Source organism: Streptomyces sp. NPDC085944 (assembly GCF_040686295.1).
GTDB lineage: Bacteria > Actinomycetota > Actinomycetes > Streptomycetales > Streptomycetaceae > Streptomyces > Streptomyces salinarius.
Genome location: NZ_JBFBJX010000023.1, coordinates 77,830 through 99,660, shown reverse-complemented (window position 1 = coordinate 99,660; position 21,831 = coordinate 77,830). Strand labels below are relative to the sequence as shown.

General features: G+C 73.0%; 16 protein-coding genes and 1 pseudogene. 12 read left to right on the top strand and 5 right to left on the bottom strand.

Annotation, left to right across the window (positions count from 1 at the left end; genetic code table 11):
• Positions 1-97: 97 nt before the first annotated feature.
• The 6 genes from AB0P07_RS32780 to AB0P07_RS32755 all read left to right on the top strand — a co-directional run bounded on the left by AB0P07_RS32780 (position 98) and on the right by AB0P07_RS32755 (position 7,660).
• Positions 98-1,414, top strand: coding sequence for an ATP-binding protein (locus AB0P07_RS32780; protein WP_365557049.1), 1,317 nt, complete (start codon positions 98-100; stop codon positions 1,412-1,414).
• Positions 1,411-1,773, top strand: a complete 363-nt coding sequence (locus AB0P07_RS32775; protein ID WP_365557046.1) for a nucleotide pyrophosphohydrolase — start codon at positions 1,411-1,413, stop codon at positions 1,771-1,773. The genes AB0P07_RS32780 and AB0P07_RS32775 overlap by 4 nt, the downstream gene beginning before the upstream one ends.
• 209 nt (positions 1,774-1,982) lie before the next feature.
• Positions 1,983-2,453 (top strand): DUF6099 family protein, encoded by a 471-nt coding sequence (locus AB0P07_RS32770; RefSeq protein ID WP_365557044.1) that lies wholly within the window; start codon positions 1,983-1,985, stop codon positions 2,451-2,453.
• Positions 2,454-2,526: 73 nt separating this feature from the next.
• Positions 2,527-3,450 (top strand): LLM class F420-dependent oxidoreductase, encoded by a 924-nt coding sequence (locus AB0P07_RS32765; RefSeq protein WP_365557041.1) that lies wholly within the window; start codon positions 2,527-2,529, stop codon positions 3,448-3,450.
• 164 nt (positions 3,451-3,614) lie between these two features.
• Positions 3,615-5,093: a 3' terminal RNA ribose 2'-O-methyltransferase Hen1 gene (locus AB0P07_RS32760; RefSeq protein WP_365557039.1), complete on the top strand. Its 1,479-nt coding sequence runs from the start codon at positions 3,615-3,617 to the stop codon at positions 5,091-5,093.
• Positions 5,090-7,660 carry a polynucleotide kinase-phosphatase gene (locus AB0P07_RS32755; protein ID WP_365557037.1) on the top strand — a complete coding sequence of 857 codons (2,571 nt, stop codon included), beginning with the start codon at positions 5,090-5,092 and terminating at the stop codon, positions 7,658-7,660. Before AB0P07_RS32760 ends, AB0P07_RS32755 begins: the two co-directional genes overlap by 4 nt.
• Before the next feature lie 154 nt (positions 7,661-7,814).
• Here the strand turns inward: AB0P07_RS32755 and AB0P07_RS32750 are convergent.
• A pseudogene (locus AB0P07_RS32750) lies at positions 7,815-8,945 on the bottom strand (cation:proton antiporter); the annotation flags it as partial.
• 268 nt (positions 8,946-9,213) lie between these two features.
• Here AB0P07_RS32750 and AB0P07_RS32745 point away from each other — a divergent pair.
• The 3 genes from AB0P07_RS32745 to AB0P07_RS32735 all read left to right on the top strand — a co-directional run bounded on the left by AB0P07_RS32745 (position 9,214) and on the right by AB0P07_RS32735 (position 13,102).
• Positions 9,214-10,437 (top strand): arginine deiminase, encoded by a 1,224-nt coding sequence (locus tag AB0P07_RS32745; protein WP_365557035.1) that lies wholly within the window; start codon positions 9,214-9,216, stop codon positions 10,435-10,437.
• A gap of 91 nt (positions 10,438-10,528) precedes the next feature.
• Positions 10,529-11,536, top strand: a complete 1,008-nt coding sequence (gene argF, locus AB0P07_RS32740) for an ornithine carbamoyltransferase (RefSeq protein ID WP_365557032.1) — start codon at positions 10,529-10,531, stop codon at positions 11,534-11,536.
• 126 nt (positions 11,537-11,662) lie between these two features.
• Positions 11,663-13,102 carry an amino acid permease gene (locus AB0P07_RS32735; RefSeq protein ID WP_365557029.1) on the top strand — a complete coding sequence of 480 codons (1,440 nt, stop codon included), beginning with the start codon at positions 11,663-11,665 and terminating at the stop codon, positions 13,100-13,102.
• Here AB0P07_RS32735 and AB0P07_RS32730 read toward each other — a convergent pair.
• Positions 13,062-13,502: an ATP-binding protein gene (locus AB0P07_RS32730; RefSeq protein WP_365557026.1), complete on the bottom strand. Its 441-nt coding sequence runs from the start codon at positions 13,500-13,502 to the stop codon at positions 13,062-13,064. The genes AB0P07_RS32735 and AB0P07_RS32730 overlap by 41 nt on opposite strands.
• 196 nt (positions 13,503-13,698) lie before the next feature.
• Between AB0P07_RS32730 and AB0P07_RS32725 the strand changes: the two genes are divergently transcribed.
• Positions 13,699-14,526: an enoyl-CoA hydratase family protein gene (locus AB0P07_RS32725; RefSeq protein WP_365557023.1), complete on the top strand. Its 828-nt coding sequence runs from the start codon at positions 13,699-13,701 to the stop codon at positions 14,524-14,526.
• Between the two features lie 3 nt (positions 14,527-14,529).
• Complete coding sequence (locus AB0P07_RS32720; RefSeq protein ID WP_365557020.1) at positions 14,530-16,962, top strand: bifunctional salicylyl-CoA 5-hydroxylase/oxidoreductase; 2,433 nt, start codon at positions 14,530-14,532, stop codon at positions 16,960-16,962.
• Here AB0P07_RS32720 and AB0P07_RS32715 read toward each other — a convergent pair.
• The 3 genes from AB0P07_RS32715 to AB0P07_RS32705 all read right to left on the bottom strand — a co-directional run bounded on the left by AB0P07_RS32715 (position 16,950) and on the right by AB0P07_RS32705 (position 20,488).
• Positions 16,950-17,849 (bottom strand): sulfotransferase, encoded by a 900-nt coding sequence (locus tag AB0P07_RS32715; RefSeq protein WP_365557017.1) that lies wholly within the window; start codon positions 17,847-17,849, stop codon positions 16,950-16,952. The two genes, AB0P07_RS32720 and AB0P07_RS32715, sit on opposite strands and share 13 nt — an antisense overlap.
• Positions 17,850-17,932: 83 nt before the next feature.
• Positions 17,933-18,790: a PaaX family transcriptional regulator C-terminal domain-containing protein gene (locus AB0P07_RS32710; protein WP_365557014.1), complete on the bottom strand. Its 858-nt coding sequence runs from the start codon at positions 18,788-18,790 to the stop codon at positions 17,933-17,935.
• 15 nt (positions 18,791-18,805) lie between these two features.
• Positions 18,806-20,488 carry an AMP-binding protein gene (locus tag AB0P07_RS32705; protein ID WP_365557012.1) on the bottom strand — a complete coding sequence of 561 codons (1,683 nt, stop codon included), beginning with the start codon at positions 20,486-20,488 and terminating at the stop codon, positions 18,806-18,808.
• Positions 20,489-20,662: 174 nt separating this feature from the next.
• On the opposite strand from AB0P07_RS32705, the gene AB0P07_RS32700 reads away from it, so the two are divergent.
• A complete protein-coding gene (locus AB0P07_RS32700; protein ID WP_365557009.1) occupies positions 20,663-21,811 on the top strand; it encodes an acyl-CoA dehydrogenase family protein in 1,149 nt (382 codons plus the stop codon).
• Positions 21,812-21,831 lie beyond the last annotated feature (20 nt).

Sequence of the window (21,831 nt, the reverse complement as noted above, 5' to 3'; positions counted from 1 at the left end):
GAGGGGACGCCCCGGTTCTGACCGGCCGGTCCCCCGATCGTAGGAAAGCCGTCCGGGCAAAACGGTTCGCCGTCCGGCGGAGTCCTACGGTCCGCATATGGCAGCGTCAACGTCACCTGCGTCCTCAACGTCACCGGAATCGCCCGGATTACCCCGGTCCGCCGCGTCGCCGGCGTCCTCCGGCCCACCCGGGACCTCCCCGTCCTCGACGTCCTCGGAATCACCCGGGTCCGCCGCGTCGCCGGCGTCCGGCGTGGCGCTTCCCGACCGGCCCCGCGTCACCCAGTTGAGGCTGGCCGCCTTCGCCGGGCACCGGCGCTCCGTGCTGCGGCTCGGGCCGCTCACCCTGCTCGCCGGGCCCAGCGGCAGCGGCAAGACCAGCGCGCTCCGGGCCTACGACGCCCTGGCCCGGCTCGGCGGCGGCGCGGAACTCGGCGCGGTGTTCCCGGACCCCGGTGCCTGCGTGCCCGAGCGGGCCCGGCCCGACGCCCAGCTTCGCCGGGGCTTTCGTATCGGCTGCACGGCCGACGGTGCCGAGGGACCGGTGCACCTGGACGTCGCCGTGCAGGCCGAGCCCGAGCTGCGCATCGTGGGGGAGCGGCTGTCGGCGGACGGCGTCGTGCTCCTCGAGACGGCCCTGCGCGACCCGAGCCGCCGTGCCGTGCAGGCGGCCTGGCACACCGCAGGGTCGGCGCCCGTGACCCGCGCACCCCTGCCGGACGACCGGCTCGGCACCCCGCTGCTGCCGCTGCGGGTGGCCGGCAAGACGGAGGGGCAGCGCAGGGTGCTGGCGGCGGCCGAGCAGATGGTGGTCGCGCTGCGCTCCGCCTTCGCCTGCGATCCGCGGCCGGGCCGGATGCGCGAGCCCGTGCCCACCGGCTCGGGGCGCCTGCTCGGCGGCTGCGACAACCTCGCCGACGTCCTGTGGCGCACCCGCGCCGAGTGCGGCCGGCGGCACGCGCAGTTCGTCGCGGCGGTACGCGCCGGATGCGCGGGCCCCGTCGCCGACGTCCTGGCCGAACCGGACGTCGGCGGCGTGGTCCGCGCGCTGGTCGACCGGGGCGACGGCACCCGCACCGGCCTCGCCCGCCTCGGCTACGGCGAACTGCGCTACCTCGCCCTCGCGCTCGTGCTGTTCACCGGCCCCGGTGTACTGGAGATCGACCCGGCCGGTGAGGTGCCCGCCGCCCTGCAGACGCTCACCGTCCTCGCCGACGGCTTCGACCGCGGGCTGGACGTGGACCAGCGCGCCGAACTGCTCCGGCTGGCCGCCCGGATGTGCGACCGGGGGCACATCCGCTTCGTCGGAGCGGTCGCCGACGCCTCGTGGGCGGCGGAGGCGGTCGGTGCCGCGGGGGCGGCGGGAGCGGACGGCGGGCCGGGCGGCGTCACGGTGGTACACCTGGAGCCGTGACCGATCATCCCCGTGACCTTCCGGCCCTGCGGCGCAGGCTGGCCGAGTTCGCCGCCGCCCGCGACTGGCAGCCGTACCACACCCCCAAGAACCTGGCCGCGGCCCTCAGCGTGGAGGCCTCCGAACTCCTGGAGATCTTCCAATGGTTGACGCCGGAGCAGTCGGCCCGTGTGATGACCGTCCCGGACACCGCCCACCGGGTCCGGGACGAGGTCGCCGACGTCCTGGCGTACCTCCTCCAGTTCTGCGAGGTGCTCGGCGTCGACCCGCTGGCCGCGCTGGAGGCGAAGATCGAGCGGAACGAGACCCGGTTCCCCGTGCCCGGCGCACCCCCCGAGGTGAGGGGACCGAAAGGCTGAACCGGGAGGCTGAAGCGAAGGGTCAACCGGGAGGAGTCAACGACTCCGTTATCACTCTCCGCAGTCGGGATCAGGCCAGAAATCGATGTGGTGTCCGAAGATTTCCGCCTTCCTCTAGCTTTTCGCCCCACACACCTTCACTCTGGGTAGTGGACAACGGAGTTCGGGAGGACGCGCCGCGCGCGCGTCGGAAAAGACGGGGGCAGCGCATGGACGCTGTGCGGCTCATCGTGACGAGTGGGCGTGCCCTGGCCGCCGGCGGCGAGGTGCCGGAGGTCTTGGCGGAGGTGTGGCAGGTGCAGGCCCTCGCCCAGGCGATCGGCAGCCGGCTGGCGGTGTACGGACCACCGGAACTGCGGGGCGAGGCCATCGGACTGACCGAGCTGGCGGGCCGGGGCTGCGGGGTGCTGGGCACTCCGGTGCTGCCCCCGGGTGAGCTGCGCGCCGCCCAGCTCACCGAACTGGGCGACGCCCGGCAGGCCCTGATGCGCCTGGGCACCCTGCTCGGCGAGACCGGTATCGCCCTCGTGGGCGTCGCCTGCGCCGCCGACGACGAGGCGACGTACTGGCAGTGCATGGAGGCCATCGACGCGGCCGACGAGTCACGGGACCGGGTCCTGGAGATGCTGCGCAAACTGGCGGACCGCGACGCGCACTTACCGCGGCGGGAGGCCGGCTAGCGTCCCCGGCGTCCCGCGCGTCGCGACCGGAGCCTGTGCCCGACACCCGCGCCCAGCGGGCAGGATGGACGACATGGATCTCCGTATCTTCACCGAGCCCCAGCAGGGGGCCACCTACGACACCTTGCTCACCGTGGCCAAGGCCACCGAGGACCTCGGCTTCGACGCCTTCTTCCGCAGCGATCACTACCTCCGCATGGGGGCCGTGGACGGCCTCCCCGGCCCCACCGACGCCTGGATCACCCTCGCCGGCCTCGCCCGGGAGACCAAGCGCATCCGCCTCGGCACCCTGATGACCGCCGGCACCTTCCGGCTGCCCGGCGTCCTCGCCATCCAGGTCGCCCAGGTCGACCAGATGTCCGGCGGCCGCGTCGAGCTGGGCCTGGGCGCCGGCTGGTTCGAGGAGGAGCACAAGGCCTACGGCATCCCCTTCCCGAAGGAGAAGATCGGCCGCCTGGAGGAGCAGCTGGCCATCGTCACCGGCCTGTGGGCCACCGAGACCGGCAAGACCTTCGACTTCCACGGCAAGTTCTACGACCTCACCGACTCGCCCGCGCTGCCCAAGCCCGCGCAGGCCAAGGTGCCCGTGCTCATCGGCGGTCACGGCGCCACCCGCACCCCGCGGCTGGCCGGCCAGTACGCCGACGAGTTCAACATGCCGTTCGCCTCCATCGAGGACACCGAGCGCCAGTTCGGCCGGGTACGGGCCGCCGCCGAGGCGGCCGGCCGTGCGGCCGACGCGCTCACCTACTCCAACGCCCTCGTCGCCTGTGTCGGCAAGGACGACGCCGAGGTCGCCCGCCGCGCCGCCGTCATCGGCCGCGAGGTCGAGGAGCTGAAGGCCAACGGCCTCGCGGGCTCCCCGGCCGAGGTCGTCGAGAAGATCGGCCGCTACGCCGAGGCCGGCGCTCAGCGGATCTACCTCCAGATCCTCGACCTCGACGACCTGGACCACCTGGAGCTGATCTCCTCCCGGGTCCAGTCGCAGCTCTCCTGAACCGTCCCCGCCGCACGGCCGAATAACCGAAGGCGCCGGTCACCCGCCCTGTGCGATCGTATGACCGTCGCTTTGCCGGAGCCCTCGGGGTACCGCCCCGGGGGCTCCCGCGCGTACGGCGTCAGCAGTCGTCCGTTGCACCGTCGACCCGGCCGGAGAGGCCCATGTTCCTGACCGTCACCACCACCGGCACCCCCGAGCACCCCGCGACCGACCTCGGTTTCCTGCTGCACAAGCATCCCGGGAAGGCGCAGGCGTTCTCCACCTCCTTCGGCACGGCCCACGTGCTCTACCCCGAGGCGGAGGAACAGCGCTGCACGGCGGCGCTGCTGCTGGAGGTCGATCCGGCGGCGCTGGTCAGGCGCGGCAAGGGCAAGGGCCGCGGCGGCGCCCCCGACGCCGCCCTCGCGCAGTACGTCAACGACCGCCCTTACGCGGCCTCGTCGCTGCTCGCCGTCGCGCTGAGCAACGTCTTCTCCAGCGCCATGCGCGGCGTGTGCAAGGCCCGCCCCGAGCGCGCCGCCCGGCCACTCCCACTGCGGATCGAGATCCCGGCGCTGCCCGCCCGCGGCGGTCCCGACCTGGTACGGCGCCTGTTCGAGCCGCTCGGCTGGGCGGTCGCCGTCGAGGCGGTCCCGCTGGACACCGAGTTCCCCGAGTGGGGCGACTCGCGCTACGTCCGGCTCGTGCTGGAGTCCGAGACCCTCACCCTCTCCGACGCCCTGCGCCATCTGTACGTCCTCCTCCCGGTGCTCGACGACGCCAAGCACTACTGGGTCTCCCAGGACGAGGTCGCCAAGCTGTTGCGGGCCGGCGGTGCCTGGCTTTACTACCACCCCGAGGTCAAGCTGATCACCAACCGCTACCTGTCCCGCCGCTGGTCCCTGACCCGCGAGGCGATGGAGCGGCTGGAGCTGCTCCGGCTGGCCGAGACCGACGACAGCGAGGTCGAGGAGATCGACAACGCGGTTGAGGCGGAGGCCGAGCACGAGGAGAAGCCGACCCCGCTCGCCGTGCGGCGCCGCGAGGCCATCCTCACCGCGCTGCGCGAGAGCGCCGCCGCCCGCGTCCTGGACCTCGGCTGCGGCGAGGGGCAGCTGGTGCGCGAGCTGCTCAAGGAACCGCGGTTCACCGAGATCCTCGGCGTGGACGTGTCGGTGCGTGCGCTCACCATCGCCTCCCGGCGACTGAAGCTCGACCGCATGGGCGAGCGGCAGGCCGCACGCGTCCAGCTCCTCCAGGGCTCCCTCTCCTACACCGACAAGCGCCTGAAGGGGTACGACGCCGCCGTGCTCAGCGAGGTGATCGAGCACCTCGACCTGCCGAGGCTGCCCGCGCTGGAGTACGCCGTCTTCGGCTCGGCCCGCCCGCGCACCGTCGTCGTCACCACCCCCAACGTCGAGTACAACGTGCGCTGGGAGAGCCTGCCCGCCGGACACGTCCGCCACCGCGACCACCGCTTCGAGTGGACCCGCGAGGAGTTCCGCACCTGGGCGCGGACGGTCGCCGAGCGGCACGGATACGACGTGGAGTTCCGCCCGGTCGGACCCGACGACCCCGAGGTGGGCCCGCCCACCCAGCTGGCCCTGTTCACCCTGCCCACCACCACGACCGCGACCGAGAGGGAGGCGAAGGCCGCATGAGCACCGAGGACACCACCGGCACCACCGCGGAAACCCCCGTGCGGGCCCGCGCCCTGCCCGTCACCGACCTCTCCCTCGTCGTGCTGATCGGCGCCTCCGGCTCCGGCAAGTCCACCTTCGCCCGGCGCCACTTCAAGCCGACCGAGGTCATCTCCTCCGACTTCTGCCGGGGCCTGGTCGCCGACGACGAGAACGACCAGAGCGCCAGCCGCGACGCCTTCGACGTCCTGCACTACATCGCGGGCAAGCGGCTCGCCGCCGGCCGCCGCACCGTCGTCGACGCGACCAACGTGCAGCAGGACGCCCGCCGTCAGCTGATCGACCTGGCCAGGAAGCACGACGTGCTGCCCATCGCCGTCGTGCTCGACGTGCCCGAGCAGGTCTGCGCCGATCGCAACGCCGGCCGCACCGACCGCGCCGACATGCCCCGCCGGGTCGTCCAGCGCCACACCCGCGAACTGAGCCGCTCCCTGCGCCACCTGGAGCGCGAGGGCTTCCGCAAGGTGCACGTGCTGCGCGGCGTCGCGGAGGTGGAGCACGCCACCGTCGTCACCGAGAAGCGGTTCAACGACCTCACGCACCTCACCGGCCCCTTCGACATCGTCGGCGACATCCACGGCTGCGCCGTCGAGCTGGAGACCCTGCTCGGCAAGCTCGGCTACACCGACGGCGTCCACCCCGAGGGCCGCACCGCCGTCTTCGTCGGCGACCTCGTCGACCGCGGCCCGGACAGCCCCCGCGTGCTGCGCCGCGTGATGTCCATGGTCAAGTCGGGCAACGCCCTGTGCGTGCCCGGCAACCACGAGAACAAGTACGGCCGCTTCCTGAAGGGCCGCAAGGTCCAGCACACCCATGGACTCGCCGAGACGATCGAGCAGATGGAGGGGGAGAGCGAGGAGTTCCGCGCCGAGGTACGGGACTTCATCGACGGCCTGGTCAGCCACTACGTCCTCGACGGCGGCCGACTGGTGGTCTGCCACGCCGGTCTGCCCGAGAAGTACCACGGCCGCACCTCCGGCCGGGTCCGCAGCCACGCCCTGTACGGCGACACCACCGGCGAGACCGACGAGTTCGGCCTGCCGGTGCGCTATCCGTGGGCCGAGGACTACCGGGGTCGCGCGGCCGTCGTCTACGGCCACACCCCGGTCCCGGAGGCCACCTGGCTGAACAACACCATCTGCCTGGACACCGGCGCCGTCTTCGGCGGCAGGCTCACCGCGCTGCGCTGGCCGGAGCGGGAGATCGTCGACGTTCCGGCCGAGCGGGTCTGGTACGAGCCGGCCAAGCCGCTGCGCACCGAGGCGCCCGGCGGCCACGACGGCCGCCCGCTGGACCTGGCCGACGTCCAGGGCCGCCGGGTGGTGGAGACCCGGCACGCCGGGCGGATCACCGTGCGCGAGGAGAACGGGGCGGCCGCCCTGGAGGTCATGAGCCGCTTCGCCACCGACCCCCGCCTGCTGCCGTACCTTCCGCCGACCATGGCACCGACCGCCACCTCGGGCGTGGACGGCTACCTGGAGCACCCCAAGGAGGCTTTCGCGCAGTACGCGTCGGACGGCGTCGCCCGGGTGGTGTGCGAGGAGAAGCACATGGGCTCCCGGGCGGTGGTCCTGGTCTGCCGCGACGCGGACGCGGCCCGCTCCCGCTTCGGTGTGGACGGCCCCACCGGGTCCCTCTACACCCGTACCGGCCGCCCCTTCCTCGACGACGCGTCCGTCACCGAGGAGATCCTCGACCGGCTGCGTACCGCGATCGGGGAGGCCGGTCTGTGGGACGAACTGGCCACCGACTGGCTGCTGCTGGACACCGAGCTGATGCCGTGGTCGCTCAAGGCCGCCGGGCTGCTGCGCTCCCAGTACGCCGCCGTGGGCGCCGCCTCCGGCGCGGTGTTCCCGGGCGTGCTGGCCGCCCTGGAGGGCGCCGCGGCGCGCGGCGTCGAAGTGAAGGACCTTCTCGACCGTCAGCGCGGCCGGTCTGCCGACGCGGCCGCCTTCACCGACGCCTACCGCCGCTACTGCTGGCCGACCGACGGCCTGGACGGCGTACGCCTGGCCCCGTTCCAGATCCTCGCCGTCCAGGGCCGCAGCCTGGCCGCACTGCCGCACGACGAGCAGCTCGCCCTCATCGACCGGATCGTCGAGCACGACGGCAGCGGCCTGCTGCGGACCACCCGAAGGCTGTACGTCGACACGGGCGACCCCGAGTCGGTGGCGGCGGGTGTCGACTGGTGGCTGGAGATGACCGGCCGAGGCGGCGAGGGCATGGTGGTCAAGCCGATCGGCGCCCTCGTCCGGGACGGGAAGGGCCGCCTGGTACAGCCCGGCATCAAGTGCCGCGGCCGGGAGTACCTGCGCATCATCTACGGCCCCGAGTACACCCGCCCCGACCGCCTCGCGCGCCTGCGCAAGCGCTTCCTGAACCACAAGCGGTCCCTGGCGATCCGCGAGTACGCCCTCGGCCTGGAGGCCCTGGACCGGCTCGCGGACGGCGAGCCGCTGTGGCGCGTGCACGAGGCGGTGTTCGGGGTGCTGGCCCTGGAGTCGGAGCCGGTGGACCCGCGGCTGTGACCTCCGTGGTCCGGTGACCCGGCCCCGGCGGTGGGGCGTGCGCCTGCCGGTGTCGCCCGGCGTACGGCTTCACCGCCGTGGACCGGGCCGACTCCGGCCGGCGTTCGCGCGTGGCGATCCGGGCGTTCAGCCGCAGGAGCGGCTGGGCCAGCAGCGTCGTGGCGAGGGCCATGAAGACGAGGACCGTGTGGAGCGGGGCGCTCAGCAGGCCGGCGTCCAGGCCCGCGTCGAGGGCGATCAGCTCGGTCAGCCCCCGGGTGTTGAGCAGGATGCCGACGGTCCGCGCGTCGTGCCGGTCGAGGCCGCCCAGGCCGGCCGCCACCGTCCCGCTGCCGACCTTCGTCGTGACCGCGAGCAGCGTCACCACCGACAGGGCGGCCCAGCCCGTGCCGGTCTTGTTGTCCAGGGCCACGGACCGGCCCGAGAGCACGAAGAAGAACGGCAGCAGCAACGAGGCCACGGACAGCGGCGGCCGCAGCAGATCGGGGTCGAGCGTGCCGCCCCTCTCCCGGGGGACGGCCACACCGGCGAGCAGCGCGCCGAAGATCACGTGCAGCCCCAGCGCGTGCGTGACCCACGCCGAGCCGAGCGCGAAACCGATGAGCAACGCCATCCGCAGCGAGGGCTCCAGGCGGGTGCGCCACAGCAGCAGGCGCAGCAGCGGCCGGGCCGCGCACGCCATCAGGACGACGTAGCCGACGGTGAGCCCCGCTCGCCACGGCCGGCCGAGTCCCCCTCCTCCGCCGCCCGCGTTCAGCAGGACGCCCGCCAGCACGGTCCAGCAGAGCGCGTCCAGCACCCCGGCGGCGGAGACGGCCAGCACCCCGGGGACCGTGCGGGACAGCCCGTTCTCGCGCACGATGGCCGTCAGCACCGGTACCGCCGTAGTGGCCAGGGCGACCCCGGCGAAGACCACCATGGCGGGGGAGAGGTCCCGGGGCATGCCCAGGTCGTGCAGCGTGCCCCGGAACAGCAGCGCGCAGCCGCTGCCCCCGGCCATCGGCACCGCGAACGAGGCCGGTGCCACGGTCACCGAGCTGCGCGCCCGGACGCCGAGCACCTTCAGGTCCAGTTCGTAGCCCACCGCGAACAGGAACACCACCAGCGAGAACTGCGCGAGAGCGGTCAGCGCCGGGCCGATCGCCGCCGGGAACAGGGCCGCGTACACCGTCGGGACCGTGCTGCCGAGCAGCGAGGGGCCGAGCGCGATGCCCGTCGCCAACTGGCCCACGATGTACGGCTGCCCGAGCCGCCGGGCCAGCCACCCGCCGCTGTGGGCGGCCACCAGGATCAGCGCCGACGCCCCGACGAAACGGGTGATCAACGCGTCCGGACTCAGCGCGTCGGCACTCGACGCATCGGGACTGGAAGCGATACCGGAGTTCAACGGGTCTCCCCCCTGACGCGCGGCCGGGTGCTTCGGCCGTCGCCAGGCCTTACGCGGCGCCGCCGGGGGCACCCCGGCGTCGCATGGGGCACCCGGAGGGCGCACTGTGGTCACGGACCCGGGAAAGCAGGGGGTGAACCCGCGTCCGAGTGGTCAGGATGGAGACATGGGATTCCATGTCGACTCCGAAGCCGGGCGGCTCGCCCGCGTCATCCTGCACCGGCCGGATCTCGAGCTCAAAAGGCTCACCCCCAGCAACAAGGACGCCCTTCTCTTCGACGACGTGCTGTGGGTGCGCCGGGCGCGCGCCGAGCACGACGGGTTCGCCGACGTGCTCCGCGACCGCGGGGTGGCGGTGCACCTCTTCGGTGACCTGCTCACCGAGACCCTGGACGTGCCGGCCGCGCGGCGGCTCGTCCTGGACCGGGTCTTCGACGAGAAGGAGTACGGAGTGCTGGCCACGGACCACCTCCGGGCCGCCTTCGAGACCCTGCCCGCCCACGAACTGGCCGAGTGGCTGGTCGGCGGCATGACCAAGCGGGAATTCCTGGAGGCGCACCCGGAGCCGACCTCCGTGCGCTTCCACGCGATGGAACTGGACGACTTCCTGCTCGGCCCGCTGCCCAACCACCTCTTCACCCGGGACACCTCGGCCTGGATCTACGACGGCGTGTCGATCAACGCCATGCGCTGGCCCGCCCGGCAGCGCGAGACGGTGCACTTCGAGGCGATCTACCGGCACCACCCGCTCTTCCGCGACGAGACCTTCCACCTCTGGTCCGAGGGGCAGGCCGACTACCCCTCCACCATCGAGGGCGGCGACGTCCTGGTCATCGGCAACGGCGCCGTGCTCATCGGCATGAGCGAGCGCACCACGCCCCAGGCCGTCGAGATGCTCGCCCACAAGCTGTTCGCCGCCGGGTCGGCCCGGACCATCGTGGCTCTCGACATGCCGAAGCGGCGCGCCTTCATGCACCTGGACACGGTGATGACGATGGTCGACGGCGACACCTTCACCCAGTACGCCGGGCTCGGCATGCTCCGCTCGTACACCATCGAGCCGGGCGCCGGGGAGAAGGACCTGAAGGTCACCGACCACCCGCCGGAGCACATGCACCGCGCGATGGCCGCCGCCCTCGGGCTCGGCGAGATCCGGGTCCTCACCGCCACCCAGGACGTCCACGCCGCCGAGCGCGAGCAGTGGGACGACGGCTGCAACGTCCTGGCCGTCGAACCGGGCGTCGTCGTCGCCTACGAACGCAACGCCACCACAAACACCCACCTGCGCAAACAGGGCATCGAGGTGATCGAGATCCCGGGCAGCGAACTGGGCCGGGGCCGGGGCGGGCCGCGCTGCATGAGCTGCCCGGTGGAGCGGGCGGCCGTGTAGCGGGGCGGGAAGGGGGCTTCTGTATATAAATTCAGAAGTTCGTATAGACTTCCAGAAGTCAGTCCCCGACCCCGCACCTCTGGAGTGCCCCATGGCGACAGTCCCGACCGCCCTCGCCGGCCGCCACTTCCTCAAGGAGCTCGATGTCACCGAGGAGGAGTTCTGCGGCCTGGTCGAGCTGGCCGCGGAACTGAAGGCCGCCAAGCGGGCCGGGACCGAGACGCGGTACCTCACCGGCAAGAACATCGCGCTGATCTTCGAGAAGACCTCGACCCGCACCCGCTGCGCGTTCGAGGTCGCCGCCGCCGACCAGGGCGCCTCGACCACGTACCTGGACCCGGCCGGCTCGCAGATCGGCCACAAGGAGTCCGTGAGGGACACCGCGCGCGTGCTGGGGCGGATGTTCGACGGCATCGAGTACCGCGGTGACAGCCAGGCCAAGGTCGAGGAGCTGGCGGCCTTCTCGGGCGTCCCCGTCTACAACGGCCTGACCGACGACTGGCACCCCACCCAGATGCTCGCCGACGTCCTCACCATGACCGAGCACAGCGACCGCCCCCTGCGGGAGATCACCTTGGCCTACCTCGGCGACGCCCGCTTCAACATGGGCAACTCCTACCTGGTCACCGGCGCCCTGCTCGGCATGGACGTGCGCATCGTCGCCCCGAAGTCCTACTGGCCCGCCCAGGAGGTCGTCGACCGGGCGAACGCGCTCGCCGAGACCAGCGGGGCGCGCATCACCCTCACCGAGACCGTGGCCGAGGGGGTGCGCGGCGCCGACTTCGTCGTCACCGACGTCTGGGTCTCCATGGGCGAGCCCAAGGAGGTGTGGGCCGAGCGGATCAAGGCCCTCGCGCCCTACGCCGTGACCATGGACGTCCTGCGTGCCACCGGCAACCCGGACGTCCGGTTCCTGCACTGCCTGCCCGCCTTCCACGACCTGGGGACCAAGGTCGGCCGGGAGATCTTCGAGGCCCACGGGCTCGACTCCCTGGAGGTCACGGACGAGGTCTTCGAGTCGGAGCACTCCGTGGTCTTCGACGAGGCGGAGAACCGGCTGCACACCATCAAGGCCGTCCTCGTGGCCACCCTCGCCTGACTTCTTCGTCACAGCCCGCCCGACCAGGACCTATGCTGACCGGCGGTTCCGGAGCCACCCCTTCCGGCGCCGCCGGCCGCGACCACCGTCGCGACCCCGCACCACCAGAAACGAGCACCACCCGCAATGCCCGCTTCCCGCGTCAAGTCCCCCCACCTGCTGGTCGCCGAATCCGGCGCCGACCGCGAAGGCCACGGCCTCAAGCGCACGATGGGGCTGTTCCAGCTCGTGTGCTTCGGCGTCGGCGCGATCGTCGGCACCGGCATCTTCGTCGGCCTGTCCGACTCCGTCGCCGAGGCCGGCCCGGCCGTCGTCGTCTCCTTCGTCCTGGCCGCGATCACTTGCGTCTTCACCGCGTTCTCCTTCGCCGAGCTGGGCGGCGCGATCCCGGTCTCCGGCTCCTCGTACTCCTTCGCCTACGCCGGGCTCGGCGAGCGCACCGCCTTCCTCGTCGGCTGGTGCCTGCTCCTGGAGTACGGCGTGTCGGTCTCGGCGGTCGCGGTCGGCTGGAGCCAGTACGTCAACGAACTGCTCGACAGCGTCCTCGGCCTCCGGCTCCCGCACGCCCTGTCCGCGGGCCCCGGCGACGGCGGCGCCGTCAACCTGCCCGCGGTGATCGTCATCGCCCTGGCCTGCGTGCTGCTGGTGCGCGGGGTGCGGGAGAGCGCCCGCGCGACGGCCGCCATGGCCGTCCTCAAGCTGGCCGTCCTGATCGCCTTCTGCGGCATCGGCTTCTACGCCTTCAAGGACGGCAACCTCACCCCGTTCTCCCCGGCCGGCCTCGGCGGCATCGGCGCCGGCACCACGGCCGCCTTCTTCTCGTACATCGGCTTCGACGCGATCACCACGGCCGGTGAGGAGGCCAAGAACCCCCGCCGGGACATCCCCGTCGCGATCCTGGTCTGCATCGGCCTGGTCACGCTGCTGTACTGCGCGGTCGCCGTCGCCGCGATCGGTGCCGTGGGCGGCGACCGGGTCGGGAACCGGCCCGCCGCGCTCTCCTACGTCGTCGACGACGTGACCGGCTCCGCGATCGGCGGCGGCGTGGTCGCCTTCGGCGCGGTCGTCGCCATCGCCTCGGTGGTGCTCGCCGTGATGTACGGCCAGACCCGCATCCTGATGTCGATGTCGCGGGACGGACTGATCCCCCGGGTTTTCGAGAAGGTCTCCCCGCGCACCTCGACGCCCGTCGCCGGCACCCTGATCGTCGGTGTGGTCTTCGCCCTCCCGGCCGCCTTCGCCCCGCTCGACGCGGTGGTCAACCTGTGCACCATCGGCACCCTCGCCACGATGGCCGCCGTCAATGTCTCGGTGATCACCCTGCGTCGGCGGGAACCGGGTCTCGCCCGCACCTTCCGGGTCCCGCTGTACCCGGTGACGCCCCTGCTCGGGGTTGGCTTCTGCCTGTACCTGATGTACGAGACGGGCGGCGCCACCTGGCTGCAGTTCGCGGTGTTCCTCGCGGTGGGCCTGCTGGTCTACAGCGCCTACGGCCGCCGCCACTCCCGCCTGGCCCGGTCCGCCGTCAGCGCGGACGACGCTGAGCGGGTACCGCAGGAAGCCTGAACCAGACCGCCTTGCCCGCCCCGGTGGGCCGGTGGCCGCAGGACGAGCTGAGGGTGCGGATCAGCAACAGACCGCGCCCGCCCTCCCCCCACGGGTCCGGCGGCTCCACGTCCGGCCGGGTGAGGTCGGCGGGCGGCGCCGGGTCCGGGTCGTGCACCTCGACCTGGCAGCCGGTCGGCCGCAGCTCCACCACCAGCTCGATCGGGGTCCGGCCCACCGAGGTGTGCTCGACGGCGTTGGCGACCAGCTCCGCCGTGAGCAGCTCCGCGGTGTCCCCGTCGGCCGTGTGTTCCAGCTCGGCCAGGGCGTTGCGCACCAGCGCACGCGCCACCGGCACGGCCGCGGCGGAGTGCGGCAGCGCGATGCGCCAGGAGGCGGGTACGGGGGAGTGATCGTGCACGGCGGGTCCGTTTCGTGGAGCAGGGGCGTCCTGTCCTGCTTTCAACCTTATGAATGGTACGGCGCCACCCGACAGAGCCGTTCGACGGGCACCCCTCGGGACCTTCGCCCCTCGACACGGACGCCTCCGACGCCCCCCCCGGGCCTTATCGCGCACTCGTGACGACAGTCATGGATGAGTGATAACTTCGAGTGTCATGAGTCCCTTCACCGGCTCGGCCGCCCCCACCCCCGACTGGCGGCACCTGCGTGTCGAGATCACCGACGGCGTCGCCACCGTCACCCTCGCCCGCCCCGACAAGCTCAACGCGCTCACCTTCGAGGCCTACGCCGACCTGCGCGACCTGCTCGCCGAGCTGTCCCGCCGGCGATCCGTGCGCGCCCTGGTACTGGCCGGCGAGGGGCGCGGCTTCTGCTCCGGCGGCGACGTGGACGAGATCATCGGCGCCACCCTGTCCATGGACGCCGCGACGCTCCTCGACTTCAACCGGATGACGGGCCAGGTGGTGCGGGCGGTACGGGAGTGCCCGTTCCCGGTGATCGCCGCCCTGCACGGCGTCGCCGCGGGCGCGGGCGCCGTCCTCGCCCTGGCCGCCGACTTCCGCGTCGCCGACCCCTCCGCCCGCTTCGCCTTCCTCTTCACCCGCGTCGGCCTCTCCGGCGGCGACATGGGCGCCGCGTACCTGCTGCCCCGCGTGGTCGGCCTCGGCCACGCCACCCGCCTGCTGATGCTCGGCGACACGGTCCGCGCGCCCGAGGCCGAGCGCATCGGCCTGATCAGCGAACTGACCGAGGAGGGCCGCGCCGACGAGGCCGCCCACACCCTGGCCCGCCGCCTGGCCGACGGCCCGGCCCTGGCCCACGCCCAGACCAAGGCCCTCCTCACGGCCGAACTGGACATGCCGCTGGCGGCGGCGGTCGAACTGGACGCCTCGACCCAGGCCCTGCTGATGACCGGCGAGGACTACGCCGAGTTCCACGCCGCCTTCACGGAGAAGCGCCCCCCGAAGTGGCAAGGGAGGTAAGGGATGCTCTCGTCCCAGGGAAGGGCAGTCGCCCCAGGGGCGCGGGGAACCGCGCGACCAGCCACGACGTACCCGCAGTCGCGCGACAACCCGGACCGCCCCCACCGCGTAGCGATCGTCGGCGGCGGCCCCGGCGGCCTCTACACCGCCGCCCTCCTCAAACGCCTCGCCCCCGACCGCGAGATCACCGTCTACGAGCGCAACGCCCCCGACGACACCTTCGGCTTCGGCGTAGTCCTCTCCGACGAGACCCTGGGCGGCATCGAACACGCCGACCCCGTCGTCCACGAGGCCCTGAGGGCCCACTTCGTCCGCTGGGACGACATCGACATCGTCCACCGGAACACCCGCCACACCTCCAAAGGACACCGCTTCGCCGCCCTCGGCCGCCGCCGCCTCCTCGGAATCCTGCACGACCGCTGCCGCGACCTCGGCGTGGACCTGCGCTTCCGCACCGAGGCACCGCCCCCGGACCGCCTCGCGCGCACCCACGACCTCGTCGTCGCCGCCGACGGCGTGCACAGCACCACCCGCGAGGCGTACCGCGACGTCTTCCGGCCACGGCTCACGCCCCACCGCTGCCGCTACATCTGGCTCGCCGCCGACTTCGCCTTCGACGCCTTCCGCTTCGAGATCGCCGAGACCGAGCACGGCGTGATGCAGCTCCACGGCTACCCCTACTCCCGCCCGTCGCCCGACCACCACCCCTCAACGAGGCCCTGCGGGCCGCGGAACGAAGCCGCCTCCACCGTCATCGTCGAGATGCGCGAGGAGGTCTGGCGAGCGGCCGGCTTCGACGAACTCGACGAGGCGGAATCCACCGCCCGCTGCGCCGAGATCTTCACCGAAGCCCTCGGCGGCCGCACCCTGCGGTCCAACAAGTCCGCGTGGACCACCTTCCGCACGGTCGTCAACGAACGCTGGTCGCACGGCAACGTCGTCCTGCTCGGCGACGCCGCCCACACCGCCCACTTCTCCATCGGCTCCGGCACCAAACTCGCCGTGGAGGACGCCCTCGCGCTCGCCGCCTGCCTGGAGGAACAGCCCACCCTCCCGCAGGCACTCGCCGCCTACGAGGAGGAGCGGCGCCCCGTCGTCGCGTCCACGCAGCGGGCGGCCAGGGCCAGCCTGGAGTGGTTCGAGGACCTGACCCGGTACCTCGGCCAGCCACCGCGCCAGTTCGCCTTCAACCTGCTCACCCGCAGCCGCCGGGTCACCCACGAGAATCTGCGGCTGCGCGACGCCGGCTTCACCGACTCCGTCGAGCGCGAGTTCGGCTGCCCGCCCGGCACACCGCCGATGTTCACCCCGTTCCGGCTGCGCGGCCTGACCCTGCGCAACCGTGTCGTCGTCTCCGCGATGGACATGTACTCGGCCACCGACGGCGTCCCCGGCGACTTCCACCTGGTCCACCTGGGGGCCAGGGCCCTGGGCGGGGCCGCCCTGGTGATGACCGAAATGGTGTGCGTCAGCCCCGAGGGCCGCATCACCCCCGGCTGCGCGGGCCTCTACACCGGCCGCCAGGGCGAGGCGTGGCGGCGGGTCACCGACTTCGTGCACGCCGGCGCACCCGGCACCGCGATCGGCGTGCAGCTCGGCCACAGCGGCCGCAAGGGCTCGACCCGGCTGATGTGGGAGGGCATGGACGAACCACTGCCCGACGGCAACTGGCCCCTCGTGGCCCCCTCCCCGCTGCCGTACCGGCCGGGCAGCCAGATTCCGCGCGAGCTGTCCCGGGCCGAACTCACCGACGTACGTCGGCAGTTCAGATCGGCCGCGGAACGGGCCGCCCAGGCCGGCTTCGACCTGCTCGAACTGCACTGCGCCCACGGCTATCTGCTCTCCGGTTTCCTCTCCCCGCTCACCAACCACCGCACCGACGCCTACGGCGGCTCACTGGAGAAGCGGCTGCGTTTCCCGCTGGAGGTCTTCGACGCCGTACGCGAGGTGTGGCCCGGGGAACGGCCCATGACCGTGCGGATCTCCGCCACCGACTGGGCCGAGGGCGGCACCAGTGGCGAGGAGGCGGTGGAGATCGCCCGCGCCTTCGCCGCGCACGGCGTCGACGCCGTCGACGTGTCCACGGGCCAGGTCGTGTCCGGTGAACGCCCGGAGTTCGGGCGGTCGTACCAGACGCCGTACGCCGACCGCATCCGGCACGAGGCGGGCGTGCCGGTGATCGCCGTCGGCGCGATCTCCTCCTGGGACGACGTCAACTCGCTGATCCTGGCCGGACGCACCGACCTGTGCGCGCTGGCCCGCCCCCACCTCTACGACCCGCACTGGACGCTGCACGCCGCCGCCGAGCAGGGCTACGACGGGCCGGGCGCCGTCTGGCCGGCGCCGTACCGGGCGGGCAGCCGACCGCCGCGCACCGGACGCACCGACGCCCCCAAGCCGAGGCTGACGCTGCACGGCCCCCGTCAGGACGTGTAGCCCCAGGCCGCGCACATCGGGCGCAGCCGCTCCGTGATCTCGTCCTGTCGGGGCAGCGCGCGGCCGGGCTGCACGGTGCCGGTGCGGATGTTCTCGCGCCAGTCGCCCAGGCCCCGGACCAGTTCGGCGCTGCTCTTCCTGCCGTAGTTCAGCATGGCCGGCGCGTAGTCGACGTCGAGGTACGCGCACAGGCGGCGCATCTCGCGCTCGGGGTCGTCGGTGATGTCCTCGTAGCGCACGGTGAAGCCGTCGGCGTCGGCCGTGCGGGCCTCCTCGACGGCCGTCATGTAGCGCAGCACGTCCGTGACGGCCGTGTCGTGCGGGCGCTTCGCCGGGTCGCTCTCGTGCCAGGAACGGGCGATCGACTCGGGGTGGCGCAGCAGGAAGACGAAGCGCGCGTCGGGCCAGCAGTCCTTGAGGCGCCGGTACATGTACGCGTTGGCCGGGGTCTTCTCGACCACGTGGTCCTTGCCGGACCTGGTGAGGTCGCGGTGCAGGACCCGGTCCCACAGCAGGTGCTCCAGGTCGCCGCGGAGCAGGCCGAGTTCGCTCATCGCACGCTCGGAGTGCCAGTTGGTGCAGGTGACCTCCAGCCGGCCGATGTGCAGCTCGTGCGGGGCGTGCAGCCGCGGATGGGCGCCCATCATCATGCGCAGCAGGGTGGAGCCGGAACGGATGGACGAGATGATGAAGACGGGGCGGCGCAGCAGGCGCTCGGTCGCCAGTTCCCCGGCCGGCGGACATCGGTAGTCGGCCGCCTGCCGTGCCGCGGGCTCGGCCGCGGCGGACTTCTTCCCCTGCTTCCCCTTCGCCGCCCGGGGTGCTCTCCGTACCTGGAGGCCGGTGGTGACGGTGAGGGCCCGGTTCAAGTTGCGCGCGAGACTCATGCCTCCGCACGGTAGGTGGGAAACCTGAGAAGAGGGTCTGAGAGGGCTGAAGGTTCGCTGATCCCGTTTGAATGTGACGTAAGTCACTGTCCGGAAAGTGAAGTTGATCCCGTCGCGGGCCCCATGTCCGCATAGCGGGCGCCCGCGTCGCGCAGCCGCTCGTGCAGGGCCCGGAAGACGGCCGCCGAGCGCGTGCCCGGCCAGTCCCCGGGCAGCAGCCGGGCCGGCAGCCCCGGGTCGGTGTAGGGCAGGTGCCGCCACGAGTCCAGGGCGAGGAGGTAGTCGCGGTAGGCCTCCTCGGGCGGGGTGTCCGCGCGGCGCTCCCAGTCGTGCAGTACGCGCGCGTGCCGGTCGAGGAACGCCTCGTGCTCCTTGGCGATCGCGGCCAGGTCCCACCAGCGGGCCACCGCATCGGCGGTCGGCGTGAAGCCCAGGTGCTCCCCGCGGAAGAAGTCCACGTAGGAGTCCAGGCCCAGGCGGCCCAGGGCGTGCCGGGTCTCCTCGTACAGCCGGGCCGGGGCGATCCACACGCCGGGGGCGGCGGTGCCGAAGCCGAGCCCGGCCAGGCGCGAGCGCAGGACGTGCCGCTTCTGCCGCTCCGACTCGGGCACGGAGAACACGGCGAGCACCCAGCCCTCGTCCTCGCGGGGTGCGGTGGCGTAGACGCGCCGGTCTCCGTCCTCCAGCAACTCGCGGGCCTCGGCGGAGAGCTCGTAACCGGCCGCGCCCTCGGCCGTACGGGCGGGCAGCAGCAGCCCGCGCCGCTTCAGCCGGGACACGGACGAGCGTACGGAGGGCGCGTCCACCCCGACCGCCGCCAGCAGCCGGATCAGCTCGGCGACGGGCACCGGGCCCGGCGCGTAACGGCCGTAGGCGCCGTAGAGCGTGACGATGAGGGACCTTGGGGCGTACTGCACGTGCTGGTCGGACACGTTGATCATCTTATGTCGTCGGCGTCAGGCCCGGCCGCCCAGGGCATCCGGACGAGCACCGGGAGCGGCGGCGGGACCGGGACCGGGGCCGGGAGCGTCCAGGAGGCGATGGCGCTGGAGCTTTCCGGTCGCCGTGCGCGGCAGCGCGTCCAGGAAGACGATCTCCCGCGGGCACTTGTACGGCACCAGCTCCGACCGCAGGAAGGAGCGCAGCGCGTCCGCGTCCCGCACGGCCCCCTCCCGCAGCACCGCGTGCGCCACGACGACCTGACCCCGGTGCCGGTCGGGCCGGCCCACCACCGCCGCCTCCACCACGTCCGGATGGCGCAGCAGCGCGTCCTCCACCTCCGGCCCGGCGATGTTGTACCCGGCGGAGATGATCATGTCGTCGGCGCGGGCCACGTACCGGAAGTACCCGTCGGGTTCGCGGACGTAGGTGTCCCCGGTGACGTTCCAGCCGTCGCGCACGTACTCGCGCTGCCGCGGATCGGCGAGGTAGCGGCACCCGACCGGCCCGCGCACCGCCAGCAGCCCCGGCTCCCCGTCGGGCACCGGCCCGCCCCGCTCGTCCTGCACGCGCGCGTGCCACCCCGGCACCGGAACGCCCGTCGTGCCGGGCCTGATCGCGTCGTCCGCCGCGGACACGAAGATGTGCAGCAGTTCGGTGGCACCGATGCCGTTGATGATGCGCAGGCCGGTGCGCCCGTGCCAGGCCCGCCAGGTGGCCTCGGGCAGGTTCTCGCCCGCCGAGACGCAGCGCCTGAGGCTGCTCACGTCGTATGCGTCCAGCTCGTCCAGCAGCGTCCGGTACGCCGTCGGCGCGGTGAACAGCACCGACACCCGGTGCTCGGCGATCGCCGGCAACAGCTGCTTGGGCCCCGCCTGTTCGAGCAGCAGGGCACTCGCCCCGGCCCGCAGCGGGAAGATCACGAGACCGCCGAGCCCGAAGGTGAACCCGAGGGGCGGGCTGCCCGCGAAGACGTCGTCCGGGCGCGGCCTCAGCACCTGCGCGGAGAAGGTGTCCGCGATCGCCAGCACATCGCGGTGGAAGTGCATGCAGCCCTTGGGGCGCCCCGTGGTGCCGGAGGTGAACGCGATGAGCGCCACGTCGTCGGCGGCGGTGTCGACGGCCTCGTACGGCGTGCCGGGCACCGCGCCGGACGCCGTACGGGACCGCAGGTCGTCCGGCGCGTCTCCGCCGAAGGCCGTGATGCGCAGGCCGGGGATCTCCGCCTTGGCGAGGTCGTCGACCGCCCGGACGTCGCACAGCGCGTGCCGCACCCGGGCGATGTCGCAGATCGCGCGCAGCTCGTGGGGGCGCTGCTGGGCCAGTACGGTGACCGCCACCCCGCCCGCCTTCAGCACCGCCAACCAGCAGGCGGCCAGCCACGGGGTGGTGGGGCCGCGCAGCAGCACCCGGTTGCCCGGGACGACACCGAGGTCGCCGGTCAGCACGTGCGCGATCCGGTCGACGCGCTCCCGCAGCCCGCCGTAGGTCCAGGTGTCCCCGGACGCGGTGCGGAAGACCGGGCGGTCGTCGAGCGGGCCGGTGAGCAGCTCGGCCGCGCAGTTCAGCCGGGCCGGGTAGCGCAGCTCGGGCAGCTCGAAGAGAAGCTCCGGCCACTGCTCGGGGGGCGGCAGGTGGTCCCGCGCGAAGGTGTCGACGTGGGCGGAGCGGTGCGGGTCCGCGTGGCGCGGATCGGCCATGGCGGTTCGCCCCCTTTGTCGTGGTGGGCTCGCGCAACGAGCGTATCGTGTTGGTGACGACAGTCAACGGGGCGCGATAGCCTGGGTCGTGGACGGGCGGCCCGTTCGGCGGCCCGTCCGGTGGGCCGGAAGTCGGGCGCAGGCAGGGCAGGGGAGCAGGGGAAGGGACGGCTGATGACCGCGTTCTCGCTCGAACCGGCACAACTCACCTGGTGCGACGAGCTGCGCGCCCTCGCCGCCGAACGGCTGCGCCCGCTCGCGGAGAAGGGCGAGCCGGGCCGCGTCAACCGCGCCCTGGTCGCCGAGCTCGGTGCCCTCGGTCTGCTGCCCCGCCTGTTCACCTCGGGCGCGCTCGACCTGTGCCTGATGCGCGAGTCCCTCGCCCGCGCCTGCACCGAGGCCGAGACCGCCCTCGCCCTCCAGGGCCTCGGCGCCCACCCGGTGCACGCCCACGGCACTGAGGCCCAGCGCGCCCGCTGGCTCCCCCGCGTGAGCGACGGCACCGCGGTGGCCGCCTTCGCCCTCAGCGAGCCCGACGCGGGGTCCGACGCGGCGGCCCTGTCGCTGCGGGCGGAACCTGACGCCGGGAGCGGCGCGGGCGGCCCCGGCTGGCGGCTCACCGGCGAGAAGTGCTGGATCTCCAACGCCCCCGAGGCCGACTTCTACACCGTGTTCGCCCGCACCACCCCCGGCGCCGGCGCCCGCGGCGTCACCGCCTTCCTCGTGCCCGCCGACCGCCCCGGCCTCACCGGCACCCCGATCGACATGCTCTCGCCGCACCCCATCGGCGCCCTCGCCTTCGACGCCGTGCCCGTCAGCGCGGACGACGTCCTGGGTGAACCGGACCGCGGCTTCCGGGTCGCCATGGACACCCTCAACCTGTTCCGCCCGAGCGTCGGAGCCTTCGCCGTCGGCATGGCGCAGGCCGCCCTGGACGCCACCCTCGCGTACACCACCGCCCGCGACGCCTTCGGCGGCAAGCTGCGCGACCTGCAGGCCGTCTCCCACCAGGTCGCCGAGATGGCACTGCGCACCGAGGCGGCCCGCCTGATGGTGTACGCGGCGGCGACGGCGTACGACGCGGGCGCGCCGGACGTCCCCCGGCGCGCGGCGATGGCGAAACTCCTCGCCACCGAGACCGCCCAGTACGTCGTCGACAAGGCCGTCCAGCTGCACGGCGCCCGCGCCCTGCGCCGTGGCCACCTCCTCGAACACCTCTACCGCGAGGTGCGCGCACCCCGCGTCTACGAGGGCGCGAGCGAGGTGCAGCGCGGCATCGTCGCCAAGGAGCTGTACCGGACGTACGAGACTCAGCAGGCTTAAGGACACCACCACCGAGGAGG

Bases quoted from the DNA above. Each gene is read 5' to 3' on its own strand.
- AB0P07_RS32780 (WP_365557049.1), top strand. From the start codon at position 98: ATGGCAGCGTCAACGTCACCTGCGTCCTCAACGTCACCGGAATCGCCC.
- AB0P07_RS32770 (WP_365557044.1), top strand. From the start codon at position 1,983: ATGGACGCTGTGCGGCTCATCGTGACGAGTGGGCGTGCCCTGGCCGCC.
- AB0P07_RS32765 (WP_365557041.1), top strand. From the start codon at position 2,527: ATGGATCTCCGTATCTTCACCGAGCCCCAGCAGGGGGCCACCTACGAC.
- AB0P07_RS32760 (WP_365557039.1), top strand. From the start codon at position 3,615: ATGTTCCTGACCGTCACCACCACCGGCACCCCCGAGCACCCCGCGACC.
- AB0P07_RS32755 (WP_365557037.1), top strand. From the start codon at position 5,090: ATGAGCACCGAGGACACCACCGGCACCACCGCGGAAACCCCCGTGCGG.
- AB0P07_RS32745 (WP_365557035.1), top strand. From the start codon at position 9,214: ATGGGATTCCATGTCGACTCCGAAGCCGGGCGGCTCGCCCGCGTCATC.
- argF (WP_365557032.1), top strand. From the start codon at position 10,529: ATGGCGACAGTCCCGACCGCCCTCGCCGGCCGCCACTTCCTCAAGGAG.
- AB0P07_RS32735 (WP_365557029.1), top strand. From the start codon at position 11,663: ATGCCCGCTTCCCGCGTCAAGTCCCCCCACCTGCTGGTCGCCGAATCC.
- AB0P07_RS32725 (WP_365557023.1), top strand. From the start codon at position 13,699: ATGAGTCCCTTCACCGGCTCGGCCGCCCCCACCCCCGACTGGCGGCAC.
- AB0P07_RS32720 (WP_365557020.1), top strand. From the start codon at position 14,530: ATGCTCTCGTCCCAGGGAAGGGCAGTCGCCCCAGGGGCGCGGGGAACC.
- AB0P07_RS32715 (WP_365557017.1), bottom strand. From the start codon at position 17,849: ATGAGTCTCGCGCGCAACTTGAACCGGGCCCTCACCGTCACCACCGGC.
- AB0P07_RS32710 (WP_365557014.1), bottom strand. From the start codon at position 18,790: ATGATCAACGTGTCCGACCAGCACGTGCAGTACGCCCCAAGGTCCCTC.
- AB0P07_RS32705 (WP_365557012.1), bottom strand. From the start codon at position 20,488: ATGGCCGATCCGCGCCACGCGGACCCGCACCGCTCCGCCCACGTCGAC.
- AB0P07_RS32700 (WP_365557009.1), top strand. From the start codon at position 20,663: ATGACCGCGTTCTCGCTCGAACCGGCACAACTCACCTGGTGCGACGAG.